Source organism: Candidatus Latescibacterota bacterium, from assembly GCA_020633725.1.
Taxonomy (GTDB): domain Bacteria; phylum Krumholzibacteriota; class Krumholzibacteriia; order JACNKJ01; family JACNKJ01; genus VGXI01.
The window spans coordinates 782909-802273 of record JACKDC010000001.1 but is presented as its reverse complement, the minus strand read 5'-3'; the positions used below and the strand labels follow the sequence as shown (position 1 = coordinate 802273).

The window sequence follows — 19365 nt, the reverse complement described above, 5'->3', positions numbered from 1 at the left end:
CTAGTGGAGGGCCTTCCGTTCGGCCAGGGATTTCGCGTCGGCGTCTTCGCCCGCGCTGGACGGCCGCGGCCGCAGGCCATAGAGTGGCGGCATGTTCGAGTACGAGCGCTATGGACGTTACTTCGCGCAGTGCGCCCACGCCCTCGAGCCCCTGGCGGCCGAGGAGCTGCGGGAGCTGGGGGCGAGCGACGCGCGTCCCGCCTATCGCGGCGTCTACTTCGAGGCGGAGCCGGCCGCGCTCTACCGCATCAACTACGCGTCGCGGCTGGTGAACCACGTCCTGGCGCCGCTGATCACCTTCGAGTGCCACTCCGACCGCTATCTCTACCGCACCGCCCGCCAGCTGGACTGGGACCGCCTCCTCGATCCCACGCGGACCTTCGTCATCGACGCGAACGCCAGCGACAGCAACCTGCACCACTCGCGCTTCGCGGCCCAGCGCCTGAAGGACGCCATCGCCGACCACTTCCGCGAAGCCCGGGGCGAGCGGCCCAGCGTGGACCGCCGCGAGGCCGATCTCTGGCTCAACCTGTCGATCCATCGGAACCGCGCGATCATCAGCGTGGACGTCTCCGGCGGCTCGCTGCACCGGCGGGGCTACCGCGTCGACGCCCGCGAGGCGCCGCTGCAGGAGACCCTGGCGGCCGCGATCCTGCGCCTCAGCGGCTGGCGGGGCGAGACGCCGCTCGTCGATCCCTTCTGCGGCTCGGGCACCCTGCTCGCCGAGGCCGCGCTGGTCGCCGGCCGCGTGCCGGCGGGCTGGCGGCGGCAGGCCAAGGGCGCCAGCGCCGCGGTGCTGCCCGACTTCGACGCCGCCGTCTGGAAGCAGGTGCGCCGCGAACAGGACGCCGCGCAGCGGGCGATCGCGCCGGGACTGCTCATGGGCGGGGACATCGACCGCGAGGCGGTGAAGGTGGCGCGCAAGAACCTGGCGAAGCTGCCGGGGCCGCCGCCGGTGGCGCTCAGCGTGCGCGACTTCCGCGAGGGCCCGGCGCTGGAGGGCGCGACGATCGTCACCAATCCGCCCTACGGACGCCGGCTGGGGGACCGCCGACAGGTGGAGGCGCTCTACACGGAGCTCGGCAACTGGCTCAAGCGCCGCTGCCAGGGCTCGACGGCCTGGATCCTCTGCGGAGACACCGGGCTGGTGAAGAAGCTCGGCCTGCGGCCGAAGCAGCGCATCCCGCTCTACAACGGGCCCCTCGAGTGCCGGCTGGTGGAAGTGCCGCTCTACGGCTAGGGGCCGGTGCGAGCGGGGCGTTGCCGCGGGGCTTCAGCGGCGCTTATAATCGTGGTCCCCGTTTCCGCGCGAGGTGAACCATGACATTCTCGGCCATTCTTTGCCGCTCTTCCCTGCAGGAAAGCCCCAGCGCCGGTCGGGCCGCGCGCCGCCCGGTGCTCTGGCTCTCGATCCTCCTGCTGGCCCTGTCCGCCGTTTCCGTGGCCTCGGCCGCGGAGGACGTCGCTCCCCGGCGATCGGGGGTCGTCGAGGTCGGGCCGCCCACGGCGGTCGGCACCCGAACGCAGGGCCTGCGCACGGGCGACGTCAACGTGACCGAGAACGCGCAGCAGCAGAACGAAACGGCGATCGCCGCGGATCCCTCGCATCCCGGCAATCTCGTCGCGGGCTGCAACGACTACCGCAACGGCGACTCCGACGTCGGCGTCGCCTACAGCTTCGACGGCGGCGAGAGCTGGACGGCCAGCACCCTGGCCGCGCTCGACCCCAGCCTGGGGAAGTACGACGCGCAGGGCGATCCCGCGATCGCCGCCTACCGTGACGGCGTCTTCTACTACGCGTTCATCGACTTCAGCCGCTCGGACGACCGCAACCGGCTGGCCGTGGCCAGGAGCGTCGACGGGGGCGTGACCTGGCCGCAGCTCGGCGTCATCATCGATCACTCGGGGACGGGTAGCGAGGACTTCGAGGACAAGGAATACATCGCGGTGGACAACACGGGCGGCCCCCACGACGGCAACGTCTACGTCACCTGGACGCGCTTTCCCGTCAGCGGCGATGTCGAGATCTTCTTCGCGCGCTCGACCGACGGCGGCGCGAGCTTCTCGACGCCGGTGGTGATCAGCGACGAGCCCGGCGTCCAGGGCTCGGTGCCGGTGGTGGGCGCGGGCGGGGAGATCTTCGTGGCGTGGAAGAACGGCGCGCTCATCGTCGTGGACAGGTCCACGGACGGTGGACTGACCTGGGGGACGGACGTGGTCATCGCCAACATCGACCCGATCCCCAGTCCGCTGCCCGGCGCGGGGTTCCGCGTGAACAGCTTTCCGACGCTCGCCACCTTCCAGCCGCCGGGAGCGCCGCAGCCACACGTCTACGCGGCCTGGGCGGACGAGTCCGCGGGCGGCGCCGGCCCGGACATCCTGTTCAGCCGCTCGCTCGACGGGGCGGCGACCTGGTCGCCCGCCATCCGGGTCAGCGACGACGACAACGCCGCGTTCCAGTGGTTTCCGTGGATGGCGGTCGATCCCGCCGGGAACATCGACGTCGTCTTCTTCGACCGCCGCCATAGCCCGAACTCGTCACGCTACCATACCTATCACGCCCGCTCCCGTGACGGCGGCCTGTCCTTCGAGACGAACCGTCGCCTGAGCGACGAGGAGTCCGACGCGGCGAACGGCGGCTTCGGCGGCGGCTTCATCGGCGACTACAACGGCCTGGTCTCGACCTCGCTCGGCGTGCGCGCGTACTGGACCGACACGCGCGATTCCAACGGCAACGCGGAGGGCTACACGGACGTCGACGTGAGCACCGCGGTGGCTTCCGGCGGCGATGGCTGGACGGCGGCCGCGATCCAGAGCAGCCCGAATCCGTTCCGAAGCAGCACCGAAATCCGCTTCGCGCTCCCGCGGGCGGGCGCGGCGACGGTCGCGATCTACGATGTCTCGGGACGTCGGCTGTGGGAGGCATCGCCGTCGGCGTGGAGCCAGGGCGAGCACGCGGTGCTGTGGGACGGCAGGAGCGCATCGGGCACGCTGCTGCCGTCCGGCGTCTACCTGTGCCGTGTCGAGGGCGAGGGGATTCGTCTGGAGCGGAAGCTCACCCTGACCCGCTGACGCGAGAGACCGAGGTGCCGGAGGTCGGGCTCGAACCGACATGCCCTCGCGGGCGGGGGATTTTGAGTCCCCTGCGTCTACCGATTTCACCACTCCGGCGGCGGCTGCAGAATAGCAGGCCGCGGGGGCCTGTCAACTGCCGGCGCTAGCGGGTCGAGTCCGGCCCTTCGTAGGGCCGCAAGGCGCGCGGCGCGCCGAGCACCTCCGCCATCACGATCGCGCGTCGCCAGCCCTGACGTCCCCGCGGCATGGCCGTGACCGGTCGCGGTCCACGCTGCTCGCTGGACATGGGCGCCGCCGGGGCGGCGGCCTGTTGCCGACGCTTCGCCGCGACGCGGCGCAGGGCGTCGGTGGCGCGCTGCCACTCCGGACCCGGCGTCACCGGCCTCGACGTGATCGTGGGCGCGGGGTGCGCGGCCTCGTAGTTCGTGCCGCCCTGGCCCTCGAAGCGGGCCTCGTGGGCCACGTCGTGCCAGGGGGGCGGCGCCTCGGGATCCGGCTCGCCGAAGGGTTTCGGCTGCGGCGCCGCGGGAGCCTTGGGCTTGTTCTCCGCGGCGCCCAGACGCTCGGCCAGCGACTCGAGCCAGGGGGGGAGCTGTACCTCGTCGGCGGGGCTCTCGTCCGTGACCGGCGTGGGCGCGGGCGCCCGACGCGGCCGTTGCCGCGCCGGGGCCTTCGCCTTCTTGTCCGTCTGCCCCTGCTTGGCCACGGCCTTGATGATTCGTGGCAGCGCCAGAAACAGCAGCAGGATGAGTAACTGCTCCACGGCCTAACCCTCCGGGGTGTTCTTGCCGCCGCCCGGCTTGTCCTCACGCGAAATCGAGTCGCGCATGGCCGTGTCGCTCTGGATGTTCTTCATGCGGTAGTAGTCCATGATGCCCAGGTTGCCGGTGCGGAAGGCCTCGGCCATGGCCCTGGGCACCTCGGCCTCGGCCTCGACCACGCGGGCGCGCATCTCCTGCACGCGAGCGACCATCTCCTGCTCCGCGGCCACGGCCATGGCGCGGCGCTCCTCGGCCTTGGCCTGGGCGATGCGCTTGTCGGCCTCGGCCTGGTCCGTCTGCAGCTGGGCGCCGATGTTCTTGCCGACGTCCACGTCCGCGATGTCGATGGAGAGGATCTCGAAGGCCGTGCCCGAGTCGAGGCCCTTGGCCAGCACCGTCTTCGAGATCTTGTCGGGGTTCTCCAGCACGGCCTTGTGGTTCACGCTGGAACCGATGGTGGAGACGATGCCCTCGCCCACGCGCGCGAGGATCGTCTCCTCGCCGGCGCCGCCCACGAGGCGGTCGATGTTCGCGCGCACCGTGACGCGGGCCGTGGCGATGAGCTGGATGCCGTCCTTGGCCATGGCCGCCACGTTGGGCGTGGTGATGACCTTGGGATTCACGCTCACCTGCACGGCCTCGAGCACGTTGCGGCCGGCGAGGTCGATGGCCGTCGCACGCTTCCAGCCCAGTTCGATGTTCGCCTTGTCGGCGCTGATCAGCGCGTTCACCACCAGGGTGACGTTGCCGCCCGCCAGATAGTGGCTCTCGAGCTCGTTGATATTGAGCACGAGACCCGCCTTGGTGGCCGCGATGAGCGGTCGGATGATCGCCGGCGGACTCACCTTCCTGAGCCGCATGCCCACCAGGGTGAAGAGGTTCACCCGCACGCCGCTGAAGAAGGCGGTGATCCACAGCCCCACCGGGATGAAGTAGGTGAAGAGCACCAGCATTACGATGATCAGAAGGACCACGAGGAAGAGGAGGATCTCCGTCGCGATCGCGGGCAGGAACAGCATGTCGCTCCTTAGGTCAGTTGAGAGGGCGAGCCCTCGGCCTCACCGGATTCCAGCGGCTCCACCACGACGCGGTTGCCGCTGATCTTGATCACCTTGACGCGCGACCCCCGGTCCACGTAGTCGCCCGTCGTCACCACGTCCAGCCGCCGCCCTTCGAGCTCGATCGCGCCTGCGGGCCGCAAATCGCTGAGGCAGTGGCCGATCTTGCCCACGAGCGGCTCGCCCTCGTGCTGGTCGGCGTGGAAGCCCACCGCGTGATCCTGTCGCGTCTCCAGCACGATCCCGCCCATCCAGCGGGCTTGCGGAAGGTACTTCAGCAGGCTGAGGAAGAGGATCAGCGTGACGAAGAAGGAGGCGATGAGCAGCAGCAGCGCGCCGCGGATGTCCGCCATGCCGCCGTGGGGCGCCACGCGGCTGAGCAGCAGGCCGGCCACCAGCATCACGATGCCCGCGATCCCCGCCGCGCCGAAGCCCGGGATGACGAAGATCTCCAGCACGATGAGCAGCAGGCCGCCCAGGAAGAGCAGCAGTTCCACGTTGCCGGCCAGGTTCACGAGGTAGTGGCTGCCGAAGTAGAGGGCCAGGCAGATCACGCCGATGAGCCCGGGGATCCCGAGCCCCGGCGTGCGCAGCTCGAGCAGGAGCGCGAGGCCGCCGATGGAGAGCAGCAGCCCGGCCATGATCGGGTGCGTGAGGAAGCGCACGAGCCCTTCGGACCAGGTGGGGCTGGCGCGGACCACGTCGCCCTCGTCCCAGTCCATGTAGCGCAGCAGCTCGCCGCGACCGGTGACGAGCTTGTCGGCCACGCCGAGATCCAGCGCCTCGTGGCCGGTGAGGGTGAGCAGCTTGCCGGTGGCGACGACGCCGTCGATCGCGATGTCCGCGTCGACCATGGCCTCGGCCACGCGCGCGTCGCGGCCGGTGGCCTCGGCGGTGGCGCGCATCTCGCCGCGCATGTAGGAGACGGTCTTCTCGCCCGTGGGCTCGCTCTCGCCGCCCGGGGTGATGTGGATGGGCTCGGCAGCGCCGATGGAGGCGCCCTCGTTCATCACCAGGGTCTTGGCGGCGAGGCTGATCAGGGCGCCGGCGCTGATCGCGCGGCCGGAGACCCAGGCGATGGTGGGCACCTGGCAGTCGAGGATGGCGTCGCGGATGCGCACGGCGGCGTCGATGCGGCCGCCGAAGGTGTCCACCCGCAGCAGGACGGCGTCGGCGCCCTCGCGCTCGGCCTGCGCGATGGCCCGCTCCACGAAGGGGGCGAGGCCCATCTCGATGGTGCCGGTGATGGGGATCTCGGTCACCCGCGTGGCGCCGTAGCCCGGCGGCGTGGCCGGCGCGTCGGCGGGGGTAGGGCCGGCCGGCAGGGTGAGCAGGGCCAGGGTGAGCAGAGGGAGTCCCGCGCGGCGCAGGAGGCCCCCGAAACCCAGTTGCACGCGGGTGAAACTGGCCCATGTGACCATTTTGTACCCCCTTAGGCCCTTGACTTTGCACAGGTCTATGCTATTGTGCAAGCCGTTTTGGGGCCGTAGCTCAGCTGGGAGAGCGCATGACTGGCAGTCATGAGGTCAGGGGTTCGATCCCCCTCGGCTCCACCTCAACGTTCGCCTGCGAGAGCCCGCAACCGCGGGCTCTTTCCGTTGAGGTGCTACCGCCGCGACGGGGGTCTATTCGACCCCGAGTTCAAATTCCACGCTGACGATCGCCTGGCCCCCCAGCGGCAGCTCGAGAGCGCGCCCCTCGCCCAGCGCGATCGCCTCCTGACGTTCTTCCAGTAGGTTCACCCGCCAGGCCGCGCGCGGCGGCGGGCCAAACACCAGCCGCTCCACCTGCGCATCGCCGCTCAAGTTCCACAGCCTCACGATCAGGGTGTCGCGCGCCTCGCAGCGCTTGATCGCGCTCACGGCCACGTGGGGGTTCGTCTTCGCAAAGAGCCCCGGCCCGCCGGCCCGCAGCCCCGCCGCCACGCCTTGGCTGCCCAGCGGCTCGGCGCGCCAGGTCTCGCTCACGCCCTTCACGTCCGCCTGCAGGTGATGCCCCGCGAAGGGCAGCAGCGCGTAGCGGAGCTCCTGCGGCCCGAGGCACTGCGCGTCGGGCGTGGCCAGCGTGGGGCCGGCGTTGCTGCACCGGCGGCTGACGAAGTCGTCCCGGGAGAGCCAGCCCACGGCGCGCAGCAGGGTGAGGCTGAGGCCGCCGTCAGCCGGCAGGGGGTGGATCTCGGGCAGGCCGCGATTCAGCACGGCGAGGCCGCCGTCCGCGGCCTGCAGCAGCGAGTAATCCTGTTGCGGGTAGCTGCCGGGATGCGGCTGCACCCAGTCCTCGCCCGTGGGCGGCGTGAGCGGTCGCGCGTTGATGAAGTAGTGACCCTCGCTCAGCACCCTGTCCGTGACTATCCCCGCGGGGAACTCGGCGCGCAGCCGGTGGTCCTCGGCGCGGTTGTCGATGCGCGTGCGGACGTCCACCAGCGGACTCCCCGCCGTGAGCGTGACGCGCACGGTGACGGGGCAGTCCACGGTCTCGGGGCTGCGAGCGCTGCGATCGGCGCCGAGTGACACCGGTAGGAGCCAGTTGAAGCGCGCCTCCACCGTGGCGCGCCCGGCACCCGCGTCGACGTGAACGACTTCCCCGGCGAGCCCCGCGGCGCTCACCGTGCGCGGCGTGGCGGCGTGGGAGAAGTCGTACTCGTCGCCGGCGTCCTCGTCGTCCACGAGATGGTTGAGGCCGTGGAAGCTGCGGCCGTCGCGGAGGTCGTCGAGGTCGAGGCGGCCGTCGGAATGCAGCGCGACCCGCACGAGGCCATTCTCGAGGGTCGATCCCGCGACGCGCACAGGGTGCGCAAAGGGCGGTGGCGTGGGTGCGTCTTCCACCAGGGTGAAGGTGGCGTGGCCGAGGGCGGGCAGCGCGGCCTCGAAGCGCAGGTGGAGGAAGCAGTCGGCGGTGTCGGCCTCGCTGTCGGGGCGGAGGATGCGCTCGCCGAACTGCTCGCGGTAGATCGCGAAGCGCGCGAGCTGCTCCTCGGCCGTGAGCGCAGCGCGGTAGTCGATGCCCCAGAAGCGCTCCACGAACTGCCGCGAGACGATCTCGCAGGGCACGGCGTTGCCGTCCGCGTCCACGAGGCCGAGCGTGTCCAGCCGATAGCCGAAGGGCTGCAGCACCACGAGGCGCTCGACGATCTCGCGTCGCGGCACGGGCAGCGGATTGAAGAGCGTGAGGACGGTGGCGCGGTCGTCGGCGGGCGCGGGGCCGAAGCGGGGGGCGAGGTCGCCCAGCTGGCGCTGCAGGAGGCGCGTGGCCGTCTCGCGCACGCCCGCGAAACGCGGGAGCATCTCGGCGTGGACGTCGTCGGTGCTGCAGCCGCAGATCGAGTCGTGGGGGTGGTTTGCCAGCAGCAGCTTCCAGGCGGCGCCGATCGCGCCGGCGGGGTAGGGCAGACCGTGGACGAAGTGCGCCACGGCGCTGGCCGGCTCCAGCACCCGCGCCAGCAGGTGCTGGCAGCGCTCGTTGGCCTGCTTCAGCGGCATGCGCGCGCTCCAGACCCCGGACAGGATGTGGTGCTCCTTGCCGCCCAGCAACTCGCCGGCGTGCGCGCCCGGCGTGAAGGGGCGCGAGCGCAGGGCGGCGAGGAAGTCGCCGTAGCTGCCGTGACGGAACTCGATCTCGGGGAAGGCGTCGCGCAGCGCCGCCAGCACGGCTTCGAAGTCCTGCTGCACCGGGAAGTGGTCGCAGCCGTTGTTGAGCAGCCAGACGTCGCTCCGCGAGTGCCGTGCCATTTCAATGAACAGCTCGCGCACCTGCTCCACCGCGCGCGCGGGCTCCACGCGCCGACGGGTGTGCGCGTGCCAGATCTCCTGGAAGCCCAGCCCGCCCGCGTTGCAGTAGCCGCGGCACTGGTTCACGGCGAGCACGCGGCTGCCGTCGGGGGCGGTCCAGTCGAACTCGAGGCCCTGGGCGGCCGCGGCGTCGTCGTTGCCGCGCGTGTAGATGAAGCTGTCGATGCCCGCGCCGCGCAGGAGCTGGGGCATCTGCGCGAGGTGGCCGAAGGAGTCGGGCATGAGCCCCACCTTCTGCGCGCCGCCGAAGGGCGCGGCCACGGCGTGGCCGATGAGCAGGTTCCTCACCATGGACTCGCCGCTGACGAGAAACTCGTCGGGCAGCACGTACCACGGACCCAGCGCGAGGCGGCCCTCCCTGCACAGCGCGGCCACGCGCGGCGCGTGCTCGGGTCGGACGGACAGGTAGTCCTCGAGCGCGATGGTCTGCCCGTCCAGCGCGAAGTGCTTGAACTCGCCGCCGGCGTCCAGGCGATCGAGCACACCCTCGACCACGCGCTCCAGGTCCACCTGGAACTCGTGCGCGGTGAGGTACCACTCCCGATCCCAGTGCGTGTGGCTCACGAGATAGACGATCGCCGGGCGCTCGGGCATCAGTCCTCCTGGCAGGCGCGAATCAGTTCGCCCACGGTGCTCTCGGCCACGCCGATGCAGGTGTCGGCGGCGCCGTAGTAGACGAGCACGCGCGCGTCCGCGGGGGCGGGGCCAGGGCCGTCGTGGGTGGGCAGGACCATCCCCGAGGGGAAGACCACGTTCGGCACCTGGCCGCTCAGCTCCCAGGGGAGGCGCGGCTCCAGCAGGTTGTTGCGGGTGCGGGCGAGGACGCGCGTGGGGTCGTCGGCGTCGAGCAGCAGCGCGCCCGCCTGGTAGACGTTCACGCCCCCGTGGTGCGTCGCCACGCCGTGATAGAGCGCGAGCCAGCCGGCCTCGGTGAGCACGGGGGGCGGCCCGGGGCCCAGCAGTTCGTCCCAGGAGCGCGGGCGGCCCGCGGCGACCGGACCTACGGGACGCCAGTGGAGGAGATCGTCCGACTCGCTGAGCCAGATCGCGTCGCCCGCGCCGGCCGCGCCGGCCGCCACGCGATTCGGACGGTCGAGGCGCAGCGCGCGGCCGCCCACGCGCGCGGGGAAGAGCACCCCGTTGCGATTGCCGCCGCGGGACACGAGCCCGCGCCACTGCCAGTCCCGAAGGTCCGCGCTGCTGAGCAGGCCCAGCTCGCAGCGGTCGTCGAGATCCACGGCCACGAGGGCGTGGTGCAGGCCGTCGAGGGTGGTCAGGCGCGCGTCGTAGACGTGGTGCACCGGCTCGCCGAGGGCGTCGAGCCCCGCGAGGTGGATGGGCTCCGGCGCGACCGTGACGCGGAGGCCGTCCTCGCTGGCGGCCATCACGAGGAAGGTCTCGCGCCCGCGGCTCTGCACGCGCAGCATGAGGTGGATGCGCCCGCCCGCGCGCAGCGCGCCGGGATTGAACACGCTGCTGGGATCGGCGAGGCGCGGCTCGCGGGAGCGGATCTCCGCCGCGGTGAGCAGCGGCGTGTCGGCGACGCGGCGGAGCCACATCTCAGCGCCTCCAGCCGATGAGGACCGCGCTGGAGCGCCAGTAGCCGTAGTTGCCGTCGGCGTCGGCGGGGCGGATGCCCTCGATGCGGTAGGCCAGCGCGTGCGGGCCCGGGGGCAGGGCCGCGCTCAGATCCTCGCGCAGGGGCGCCACCTGGTCCCCGGGGCACCAGCCGCTGCGGCTGTAGTCGCTGGACCAGCTGCCGTCGCTCCAGCGGCGGCAGTACGGGTTGATGGCGCGGAAGCGGCCGCAGTCGTCGCGCCAGGGACGCAGGCGAAGCACCTCTCGGCCGTCCACCGTGACCACGTGATCGCGCGTCTCGAACTCGTCGGCGCCACGGCCGTCGGTGCAGTGTCCGCTGGTGAAGAGGAGCAGTTCCACGCGGCCGACGTCCTGCGGGATCTCAACGGGGCAGTCGATGGTCCCCGCATCCATGGCGACCCGAGTGATGGCGTCCTCGCAGAAGAGCGGCAGCGCCCAGTCGGGATCGTCGGCGCCGGGGTCCGGTGCGAGGGTGAGGGTGAAGTCCAGGCGCCAGCCGGGATCGGACCAGGTGTCCACTGTAGCCTCGAAGTCGACGTGGCCCCGGAGGAGCGGTCGCGCCCAGCTCACGTCGGCCGTGTGCTCGGTGGCCCCGCCGTAGGCCGTGATGAACTTGAGCAGCTCCACCGCGGGCCCGGTCGGAGGCTGCAGCCGCACGCTGCCCGCGCGGTCCCAGGGATCGTGGACGTGCTGGATGTCCTGCGGGATCGGCCGCGTGGCCACGTGGGCCGTGATGCGCAGCGGCACGTTCCTCAGGCGCGGCGGAAACTCGTGGGGCCTCACCAGCACGCGGCCCGCGTCGCGCGTGTCCACCGACGCGGTGGCGTAGCGGGTGGAGTCGGCGGGGACGAAGGCGATGACGTTGTCGTCGAACACGATGAGCCGCTCCACCGGCGGCAGCGGCGCTGGCGCCGGCGCGCAGGCGCAGACGAGGGCGACGAACGGGATGGCCAGGCGACGCATCAGGCGTCCTCCCCGGAGTGGTGGACGACGCCGTCGTCACGGGCGTCGCGGGCGGCGCTGTCCAGCCGGCGGAAGAGCGCGCGCAGGTCGCGCAGGCCGCCCGCCGTGAACCAGACGATGGTGAAGACGGCCAGCAGCACCTGCACGACCACGTAGATACGCCAGTAGCGGGTCCAGCCGCGGCTGGTGGGATCCAGCCAGCGGAGCCCCGCAGCGGCGGCGCGCTGGGCGAGCGCCACGTCGCCGGTGGCGCTGGCGGCTTCGGCAAGGGACGTCCACGCGCGCCCGAAGGTGGAGTCCTGCTCCACGGCGCGCTGAAGATGGGGGAGCGCGGCGGCGGGCTCGTCGGCCTTGAGCAGGCAGAGGCCCAGGCGCTGCCGGAGCAGCGGATGGTCGCTGGCGGGCGCGGCCGCGAGCAGCGAATCGAGCCGCGCGGCCGCCGGCGCCCAGGCGTCGGCCGGCGTGTTCTTGTCGGCCAGCAGCGCCTCGGTGGCCACGAGCTCGCTGCGGGCTGGCTCGGGGACGGCGCCGTAGTCCGGCGCCGGGTCCAGGTGGCGCAGGCTCCAGAACGTGCCGCCGATGAAGATGAGCGTCCACGCGCCCGTCTGCGCATAGGTCAGCAGGTAGATCGCGCGGTCGGCGCGCGTGAACTCGCGGCCCATGCCGAGCAGGCGCCAGCCGCGGGCGGGCGCAGGCGTGGCGACGCGGGTTTCGTCCACGCGGGCGTGCGCGCCGCGATGGAGGGTGCGGTCGAGGTCGTGCAGGCGGCGCGGTCCCAGCAGCGACACGGCGATGTAGAGAAGTGTCGACGCGAACATCGACAGCGCCCAGTACTGCTGGCCGTTGATCGCGAAGAGCCAGCCCAGCACTCGCCAGCCGGCGCGTTGAAGCAGCGGCAACTCGCTGCGAACGACCTCGAAGAGGCCGGCATCGAGGCGATGGATCAGGATGCCGCCCACGGCGATGATCGCGCCGGCGCTCATGGCCGTCCACGCGGCCGCGGTGCTGCCGCGTCGCCAGTAGAGTCCGCCGATGATCACCGCGCCCGAGCCGCCGGCGAAGATCGCCCCCGTGATCGCGAAGAACAGGAAGATGTACTCGCTCTGCTGGAAGAGCAGGCTGAAGCAGAAGATGAACAGCGCCACGCCCAGGATCGCGAGGCGCAGGGCCAGCAGGTGCTGCCGCGGCGTGAAGGGCCGTGCGCGGAAGGGCAGGATGACGTCCTGCACCAGGATGCTCGCCCAGGAGTGCAGGTAGGTGTCGTGCGTGCTCACGAAGGCCGCGAGCATGACCGCCGCGAAGGCGCCCATGAAACCCACGGGCAGCAGGTGCGTGAGCACCAGCGGCGTGCGCAGCTGGCTGCGGACGGCTTCGTTGTCCACGCCGCCCAGGGCGTCCCGCACCGCCTGCGCCACCGGCGCGAAGTCCGGATGCCGCAGCACGGTGTAGGCCATGATCGGCACCAGCAGTAGGAACAGGTTCTGCGGAAAGCCGCGCCAGTTGTTGAGCACGCCGGCCATCTTGGTCTCGTGCGCGCTGATGCCCGACGCGTTGTAGGCCTGTGTCCCCTGCCAGCTCATGGTGCCGTAGAGCAGGCCGAAGATCCCGATCAGGAAGTAGACGAAGTTGAAGTCCTCGACCTGGCTGGTCTGGAAGGGGTTGATCAGGCTCGCGCGCTCGGGGGCCATGTTGAGCGTCTCGAGGATCTGCTCCCAGTGCACGTGGCCGAACAGGTAGAGCACCAACGCCACGAAGACCAGGTTGACGAACACGCCCTGCACGAAGTCCGTCACGATCACGGCCACCTGGCCGCCCGTGTAGACGAAGGTGAGCGCGATGCCCAGCAGCACGGCCATGACCAGCGGGAAGGTCGGCACGGGTCCCAGCTGCGCGGGCAGCCCGCAGAAGTGGATGAAGAAGCGCGCGCCCACGGCCGGGAAGATGCCGAAGTTCACCAGGCCCGACCCGAAGGCCAGCAGCCCCGCGAAGATGCGAAAGCGCTTGCTGTAGCGACGCTCGAAGAACTCGGCCAGCGTGAGGCAGCGGCTCTGCCGGAAGCGATAGGTGACCCAGCCGGTCACGGTGACCAGGAGCACGAACACGCCCATGGTCAGGCTCCACCAGCTCATCGAAAAGCCGGCGACGTAGTTCATCTCGAGGAGGCCGACGATGGTGATGGCGCCCAGGCCCGCGATGCCGTTGGCCACGCTGAGCAGGTAGCGGCCCGCCGCGCGGCCGGCGGCGAGGAAGTCCGCCACGCTCTGCATGCGCCGCCGGCTGGCGACGATGCCCGTGCCCATGAGCGCCAGCATGGCCGCGACGATGATCCAGTCGAGGGGTGCCATGTTCACGGCGGGGCCTTAGTAGAAGGACCGGGGTTTCCCGGGGTGCGTCCGCTCACACCCGGAATCGTCGATGAATCCGTAGCGGTTGGTGCTTGCATCGTACCCAGATGCCGAGTAGCCAATGGGGCTCACATCGAGGCTGAACGACCGCCATGCTTCGGACACGGGCACTCTCACGGCCAACTCGTCCAGGTCCCGTGCGTAGCGTTCTGTCTGAGCGTAGTAGCGCTTCTGAGCGTAGTAGAAGCGGCGAAACCTCGACAGCGTCTCACGGAAGACGAAACCACCGCTCTCCTTGCCCCCGAAGTGTAAGAATCCCCACATCTCCGGATAGTGCATGGCCACGAGCCCCTGCGGCGACCAGACCCAGTTGTCCTCGGGCAGAGGCCTTCCGGTCTCGGGGTCGACGCGCTTCCGGTAGGCGCCGTCGACCACGTCGAGCTGCCACTGCACGCGGGAGAAGTTCACGCGCCAGGTGTCCTTGCACTGCGGGGGTCTCCCCTGCGCCGCGCACTCTTCCAGCACGGTCCAGGGCAGCGCCAGCTCGACGCTCCAGCCGCGGTCGGTGTCCGAAGGGTCGTTGAGCGTGCCGTCCAGGTGCACGGCGCTCTTCAGCCCCGCGATGTCCCAGCTGTCCACGGCGTGCCCGCCGTCGCGGTAGGGGGCGGTGAGCAACAGATCCCAGACCGTGCCCAGGGCGTTGATCTCCAGCTCGTAGTAGTCGTGGGTGTCGCCGTCGGGGTCGATGAACAGCTCGAAGTCGTTGTCGTGGTAGATCACAGCGTCGCGCTGGGTGAGCGTCGCCCAGAGATGGGGCTCCTCCAGGTCGGCGCCGATGTAGAGGTAGTCGTCGTCCCAGAGCATCTTGACGCGGGTGCGGTGGCGGGGAGTGGGTGCGGACCCGCCGCGGATGTCCACGAAATCCGGTGTCCACTCGCTGCGCCCCCAGGCCGCGTCGTCGAGGCGGCCGTCGATCACTGGGGGTTGCTCCGCGCGGCCGCAGGCGTAGCCCAGCGGTTTCCACGTATCGAGGTCCAGCTGCGGCAGGGGGAAGTCGTCCGCGAGCGCCGCCGTGGGCGCGAGCAGTGCGAGCAGGATCAGCCACCGCGTCTTCATGCGGTCAGCCTACACGCTCGGCCCACGTCCCCGAAAGCGGAAAGGCGGGCAGGCGCGGCGCTTGCTTGCCTTGCATGTGGAGAGCGGCTCGCCTAGGCTGAGCCCGCCCGACCCGCCAGCCCGGAGGCAACGCATGCGCGCCAGGACCGTCCCCGTGATCCTCTTCGAACCCGCCGGCTGCGAGGGCTTCGGCCCGCCGGTGGCGCTGCGTCCCTGCTGGGAGCTGCGCGTGGGCGCGCGGCGTCTCGTGGAGCGCGTGCTGGACCAGGTGCCGGCCGATTCGCTTCACTTCTGGAGCCGGCCGTCGCTGCGTGGGCTCTGCCCGCCGCCGCCGGAGGCGCTGTTCGACACCGAGGATCTGCTCCTCGTCGCCGGCAACCTGTTGCTGCTGGGCGAGGCGCGGCTCGAGGCTCTCGCGCCCGGCGAGCGCGTGGACGTCGACGGCCAGGTGGTCGCGCTCCGTCTGGCCGGCCCGGCGGCGCGCGAGTTCCTGGCGTCCCAGCAGCCCGGCGCGACCTGGCCCGACCCGGCGCCGAAGGCCCGGGACTGCGCCTTCGGTCCCGTCCTCCAGTACTGGTGGGAGCTCTACGAGCAGGCGCCCCGCGCGCTGGCCGCCGACCGTGGCCTGCTGCTGGGGACCGGCGCCTGGCGCCGGGAGGATCGCATGGACTGGGTGGCGGCCGAGGATGTCCACCTGGCGGCGGACGCGGAGATCGCCGCAGGCGCCATGGTGGACGCCAGCGGCGGCCCCGTGCTCATCGACCGGGGCGTGCGGGTGGGGCCGCTGAGCGTCATCCAGGGGCCCTGCTACGTGGGGCCCGGAACGCGGCTCAAGCCGCACACGCAGCTTCTGCACGGCTGCTTCGTCGGGCCCGAGTGCCGGCTGGGCGGCGAGATCGAGGAGGCGCAGTTCCAGGGCTACGCCAACAAGCAGCACCACGGCTTCCTCGGCCATGCGGCGGTGGGCGAGTGGGTGAACCTGGGCGCGGGCGTCACCAACAGCGACCTCAAGAACAACTACTCCGACGTGCGCGTCCTGCAGGCGGGTCGGGAACTGCAGAGCCGGCGGCGCTTCCTCGGCTGCTGCCTGGGCGACCACGTGAAGGTGGGCATCCAGGGACGCATCAACACGGGCACCGTGCTCGAGCCCTTCACCAACTGGTTCGGCGCGGACTTCCCCCCCAAGGGGCTGCCGGCCTTTCTCTGGGGATCGGAGGCGGGCACGACGACCTACGCCCTCGACAAGGCGCTCGAAACGGCGGCCATCGTGATGCAGCGCCGCGGGCGCTCGCTCGACGCGGCGCTGGCCCGGACCATCACCGACTTCTTTGCCGCGACCGAACCGTCACGCGCCACCCTCCGCGCCTGAGAGCAGGCCCGGGAAGAGCCTGCACGGGTGGCTGCAAATTGCCGCCCCGGCCCACCGGGGGCGCGGCCCATCGCGTTTTTGCAACAACCTGCAATCGTTTGTCATCGAGGAACTTAGCCTGAGCACTCGGCTTCGGGACGGGCTCATCCGCCGGCAGCCGAGTCTGGCCCTGCTTTTGATGGACCGCCCCCAGCGACTTTGCCCTGCCCAGTGCGAGACAACCAAGCCGGGGGCCCAATCTCACTTCTCGTGTGCTGCGCTTTTCCGCGTTTGGTACTACGGCTCGGGCGGGGTTTTTCTTAGCGAGAGCGCCATCAGTGGGGGCGGCCAGTCGGTCGCCCCTTTCCCTTGATTCCCCACCCCTTAGGGTTTGACAAACGCAAGTGCGGGTGATACCTTGCGTTGCGTCTTTCGGATGGAGAGGCTGGACGCGGCGCGACGCCGCAAGTCGCCGAGCCTCCCGAGAAGGGGGAGTATGACCAAGGCCGATCTCGTCGAGGAGATCTCCACGCGTGTCACTCTGAGCAAGAAGGACACGGGGATCGTCGTGAACCTCGTGCTCGACAACATCAGCATGGCCCTCTCCCGCGGGGACAAGGTGGAATTGCGTGGTTTCGGGAGCTTCCGCGTGAAGCAGCGCCGGAGCCGGCGCGCCCGCAACCCGCGCACCGGCACCTCGGTCTTCGTGCCCGCCAAGCTGGTGCCCTTCTTCAAGGCCTCCAACGAGCTCAAGTCGCTCGTCAATCGCGCCGTGCAGGCTGCGGGCACGGAAGGGGCCGATCGGGGCTGAGCCCCCTCTCGATCCGACTCGAACGGAACCACGATCAAACCGGGATGGCCTCTCCCGACAGGGGAGAAGTGCTGCTCAGACGAAGAGGTAATGAGGCATGCCCAACGGCAGGAAGCGCAAGCGCAAGAAGATCGCCACGCACAAGCGGAAGAAGCGCATGCGCAAGGATCGTCACAAGAAGAAGTAACTAGCGCTTGCGCGACCGCATCCGCTCCTTCCTGGAGCTGCTGGGGAGGCATCCCGGCGGGCTGACCCTGCGCAGGGCAGCCCGCCTCCTCGGCGTCCCCCGCGAGGAGTACCGCGAGTTCAGACGAGACGTGCTCCGGATCCTGCGCCAGGACCAGCTCCGGCGGGATCGGGGGCGTTTTCTTTTGCCCGGCGCCGCGCCTGCGCAGGGCGTCGGGCGCTCCCTGAACAGAGAGCGGACCACGCAGCGGCCCCAGGGCGACCGACTGCGCGCGGCGCTGCCCGCGGCCTTCCAGCCGGCGAGCGTGGAGACCGAGCGGGCGCTCGGGATGAAGGAGCTCTACGCGGAGTTCGGGCTCGAGGCCGTCTTCCCGCCCGCCGTGGAGAGGGAGGCGAGAGCCAGCGCGGATGCGGCGCCAGCCGAAGAACCCGGGCGTGAGGCCCAGGGCGGCCTGCGCGTGCTCTGCATCGACCCCGCCGACGCCCGCGACCACGACGACGCCATCAGCCTGGAGCCGCTGCCCGGCGGCGGCTGGCGGCTCGGCGTGCACATCGCCGACGTGTCCGCCTTCGTGGCCGAGGGCGGCGCCCTCGATCGCGAGGCGCGTCGCCGGGGCAACTCCACCTACTTCTACCTGGACACCGTGCCCATGCTGCCGCCCCTGCTCTCGGGGCAGGCTTGCTCGCTGAGCGAGGGCGAGGATCGCGCGGCCATGTCCGTGTTCATGGATCTCGACGCGGACACGGCGGTCCGGCGCGTGCGGGTCGTCCGCAGCCGGCTGCGCGTGACGCACGCCATGAGCTACGAGGACGCCGAGGCCGCGCTGCTGGCGCCCGGGAACGCCGAGCCCGCGGCGACCCTGCGCGCGATGGACGCGCTGGCCTCGCGTCTGGCTGCGGCCCGGGCCGAAGGCGGCGCGCTGCAGTTCGAGCTGCCGGAGATTCGTCCCAAGGATCGCGGCGAGGGGGTCGAGGCCTTCGCGCCCGTGCCGGTGCTGCGGAGCCATCACATCGTCGAGGAGTTCATGCTGGCGGCCAACCACGCCGTCGGCAGGCTTCTGCGCGAGCAGGGGCGCCCCGCGCTCTACCGCGTGCACCCGCCGCCGTCGCCGGACGACGTGAGCGCCCTCGTCACCACGCTCCAGCATCGGCGCGTGGCCTGGCGACCCGGGCGGGTCGTGCGCAGCGCGGACTTCCAGCGCCTTGCCCAGCTGCTCGCCGACCGGCCCGACCGGCAGGTCCTCCTGATGAAGCTGCTGCGGGCCATGGCGAAGGCCGTCTACGCCGAGCGCGACGACGGCCACTTCGGCCTCGCCTGGCGCGACTATCTGCACTTCACGAGTCCCATCCGGCGCTACGCGGATCTCGAGGTGCATCGCACCCTGAAGGCGCTCATGGACGAGACCCGCGGCCACGCCCTCGAACACGACTTCGCCCCCGAGACCCGGCGGCCCAGCGCGGTGATTCCCCGCGGCGCGCGCGGCCGCAGCATGGCCGAGCTCGCCGGCTGGCTCAGCGACTGCGAGCTCAACTCGCTGCGCGCCGAGCGCGAGAGCCTGCGCCTCGAGATGGTGCTCTGGGCGCGCCAGCGCCTGGGGGAGTCCTTCGAGGCCGAGCTCGCGGCCGTCTTTCCCACGGGCCTGCTGCTGCGCCTGCCCGAGTCGGGCGTGGAGGGCTTCCTGCCGGCGCAGTTCCTGGGTCGGGAGTACTTCGTCTACGACGAGGAGCGCGAGGAGCTGCGGGGCGAGCACAGCGGCCTCCGCTTTCGGGAGGGCGACCGCCTGCCCGTGCGCCTCGTGGACGCGAACCTCTACACCCGTCGGCTGCAGTTTTTGCTTGAGCGTGACGGGGACTCGGACGACACTTAGAGGAAGCACACGAGCCGGGAGGTGAGCATGCAGGAAAGACGTCGGGCGCCGCGCCTTCGCATCAAGGTACCGGTCTCTCTGCGCATGCCCAATCGCGAGGTCGCCCGACTGGGCGAGACCGTCGACCTCAGCCGCAACGGCGCCTACTTCGGCAGCGAGTACTTCATGGGCGAGGGGACGCGCCTGCCCGTCACGCTCGAGCTGCCGGCCGACGAGGCGCATCCGGCCTGCACGATCCATCCGGACGGCATCGTCGTGCGCTGCCAGCCCGAGGCGGAGGACCCCAGCGTCCGCGAGTACGAGGTCGCGGTGTTCTTCATGGATCTCGACGAGGACGACCAGTCGCTGCTCGACGGGTTCCTCGAGCGCCGTCTCGGCAAAGCGACCGCCCGCTAGCTACGCCGCCAGCTTTCCCCTAAAGCGACCGCTCGGGAAGCCGATAGTCCT

Annotated in this window: 14 protein-coding genes and 2 tRNA genes; 7 read left to right on the top strand and 9 right to left on the bottom strand. The window is 71.0% G+C overall.

Features of this window, described 5'->3' with window-relative positions; genetic code table 11:
- Nucleotides 1-91 precede the first annotated feature (91 nt).
- Nucleotides 92-1240, top strand: a complete 1149-nt coding sequence (locus H6693_03560; GenBank protein ID MCB9515246.1) for a class I SAM-dependent RNA methyltransferase — start codon at nucleotides 92-94, stop codon at nucleotides 1238-1240.
- Nucleotides 1241-1320: 80 nt separating this feature from the next.
- On the top strand, nucleotides 1321-3072 hold the full coding sequence (locus tag H6693_03555) for a hypothetical protein (protein ID MCB9515245.1): 1752 nt from the start codon (nucleotides 1321-1323) through the stop codon (nucleotides 3070-3072).
- A gap of 15 nt (nucleotides 3073-3087) precedes the next feature.
- Here the strand turns inward: H6693_03555 and H6693_03550 are convergent.
- The 4 genes from H6693_03550 to H6693_03535 all read right to left on the bottom strand — a co-directional run bounded on the left by H6693_03550 (nucleotide 3088) and on the right by H6693_03535 (nucleotide 6288).
- A tRNA-Leu gene (locus tag H6693_03550) sits at nucleotides 3088-3171 on the bottom strand.
- Nucleotides 3172-3217: 46 nt separating this feature from the next.
- Nucleotides 3218-3838 (bottom strand): hypothetical protein, encoded by a 621-nt coding sequence (locus tag H6693_03545; protein ID MCB9515244.1) that lies wholly within the window; start codon nucleotides 3836-3838, stop codon nucleotides 3218-3220.
- 3 nt (nucleotides 3839-3841) lie between these two features.
- Nucleotides 3842-4855 carry a flotillin-like protein FloA gene (gene floA / locus H6693_03540; GenBank protein MCB9515243.1) on the bottom strand — a complete coding sequence of 338 codons (1014 nt, stop codon included), beginning with the start codon at nucleotides 4853-4855 and terminating at the stop codon, nucleotides 3842-3844.
- A gap of 8 nt (nucleotides 4856-4863) precedes the next feature.
- Nucleotides 4864-6288, bottom strand: coding sequence for a nodulation protein NfeD (locus H6693_03535; GenBank protein ID MCB9515242.1), 1425 nt, complete (start codon nucleotides 6286-6288; stop codon nucleotides 4864-4866).
- Nucleotides 6289-6374: 86 nt separating this feature from the next.
- Here H6693_03535 and H6693_03530 point away from each other — a divergent pair.
- A tRNA-Ala gene (locus H6693_03530) sits at nucleotides 6375-6447 on the top strand.
- A gap of 72 nt (nucleotides 6448-6519) precedes the next feature.
- Here the strand turns inward: H6693_03530 and H6693_03525 are convergent.
- From H6693_03525 to H6693_03505, 5 genes are read right to left on the bottom strand one after another with little or no spacing between them, the layout of a single operon-like run.
- A complete protein-coding gene (locus H6693_03525) occupies nucleotides 6520-9276 on the bottom strand; it encodes a hypothetical protein (protein MCB9515241.1) in 2757 nt (918 codons plus the stop codon).
- Nucleotides 9276-10241: a glycoside hydrolase family 130 protein gene (locus tag H6693_03520; protein ID MCB9515240.1), complete on the bottom strand. Its 966-nt coding sequence runs from the start codon at nucleotides 10239-10241 to the stop codon at nucleotides 9276-9278. The genes H6693_03525 and H6693_03520 overlap by 1 nt, the downstream gene beginning before the upstream one ends.
- Nucleotide 10242: 1 nt before the next feature.
- Nucleotides 10243-11244, bottom strand: a complete 1002-nt coding sequence (locus tag H6693_03515) for a hypothetical protein (GenBank protein ID MCB9515239.1) — start codon at nucleotides 11242-11244, stop codon at nucleotides 10243-10245.
- Nucleotides 11244-13595: a sodium:solute symporter gene (locus H6693_03510; GenBank protein ID MCB9515238.1), complete on the bottom strand. Its 2352-nt coding sequence runs from the start codon at nucleotides 13593-13595 to the stop codon at nucleotides 11244-11246. Before H6693_03510 ends, H6693_03515 begins: the two co-directional genes overlap by 1 nt.
- Before the next feature lie 9 nt (nucleotides 13596-13604).
- Nucleotides 13605-14705 (bottom strand): carbohydrate-binding family 9-like protein, encoded by a 1101-nt coding sequence (locus tag H6693_03505; protein MCB9515237.1) that lies wholly within the window; start codon nucleotides 14703-14705, stop codon nucleotides 13605-13607.
- Between the two features lie 133 nt (nucleotides 14706-14838).
- On the opposite strand from H6693_03505, the gene H6693_03500 reads away from it, so the two are divergent.
- The 4 genes from H6693_03500 (at nucleotide 14839) to H6693_03485 (ending at nucleotide 19314) form a co-directional block, all read left to right on the top strand.
- On the top strand, nucleotides 14839-16074 hold the full coding sequence (locus H6693_03500; GenBank protein ID MCB9515236.1) for a hypothetical protein: 1236 nt from the start codon (nucleotides 14839-14841) through the stop codon (nucleotides 16072-16074).
- Between the two features lie 415 nt (nucleotides 16075-16489).
- Nucleotides 16490-16864, top strand: coding sequence for an integration host factor subunit beta (locus H6693_03495; GenBank protein ID MCB9515235.1), 375 nt, complete (start codon nucleotides 16490-16492; stop codon nucleotides 16862-16864).
- Between the two features lie 194 nt (nucleotides 16865-17058).
- Nucleotides 17059-18918, top strand: a complete 1860-nt coding sequence (locus H6693_03490) for an RNB domain-containing ribonuclease (GenBank protein ID MCB9515234.1) — start codon at nucleotides 17059-17061, stop codon at nucleotides 18916-18918.
- Nucleotides 18919-18945: 27 nt separating this feature from the next.
- Nucleotides 18946-19314: a PilZ domain-containing protein gene (locus H6693_03485; protein MCB9515233.1), complete on the top strand. Its 369-nt coding sequence runs from the start codon at nucleotides 18946-18948 to the stop codon at nucleotides 19312-19314.
- The last annotated feature ends 51 nt before the right edge of the window (nucleotides 19315-19365 follow it).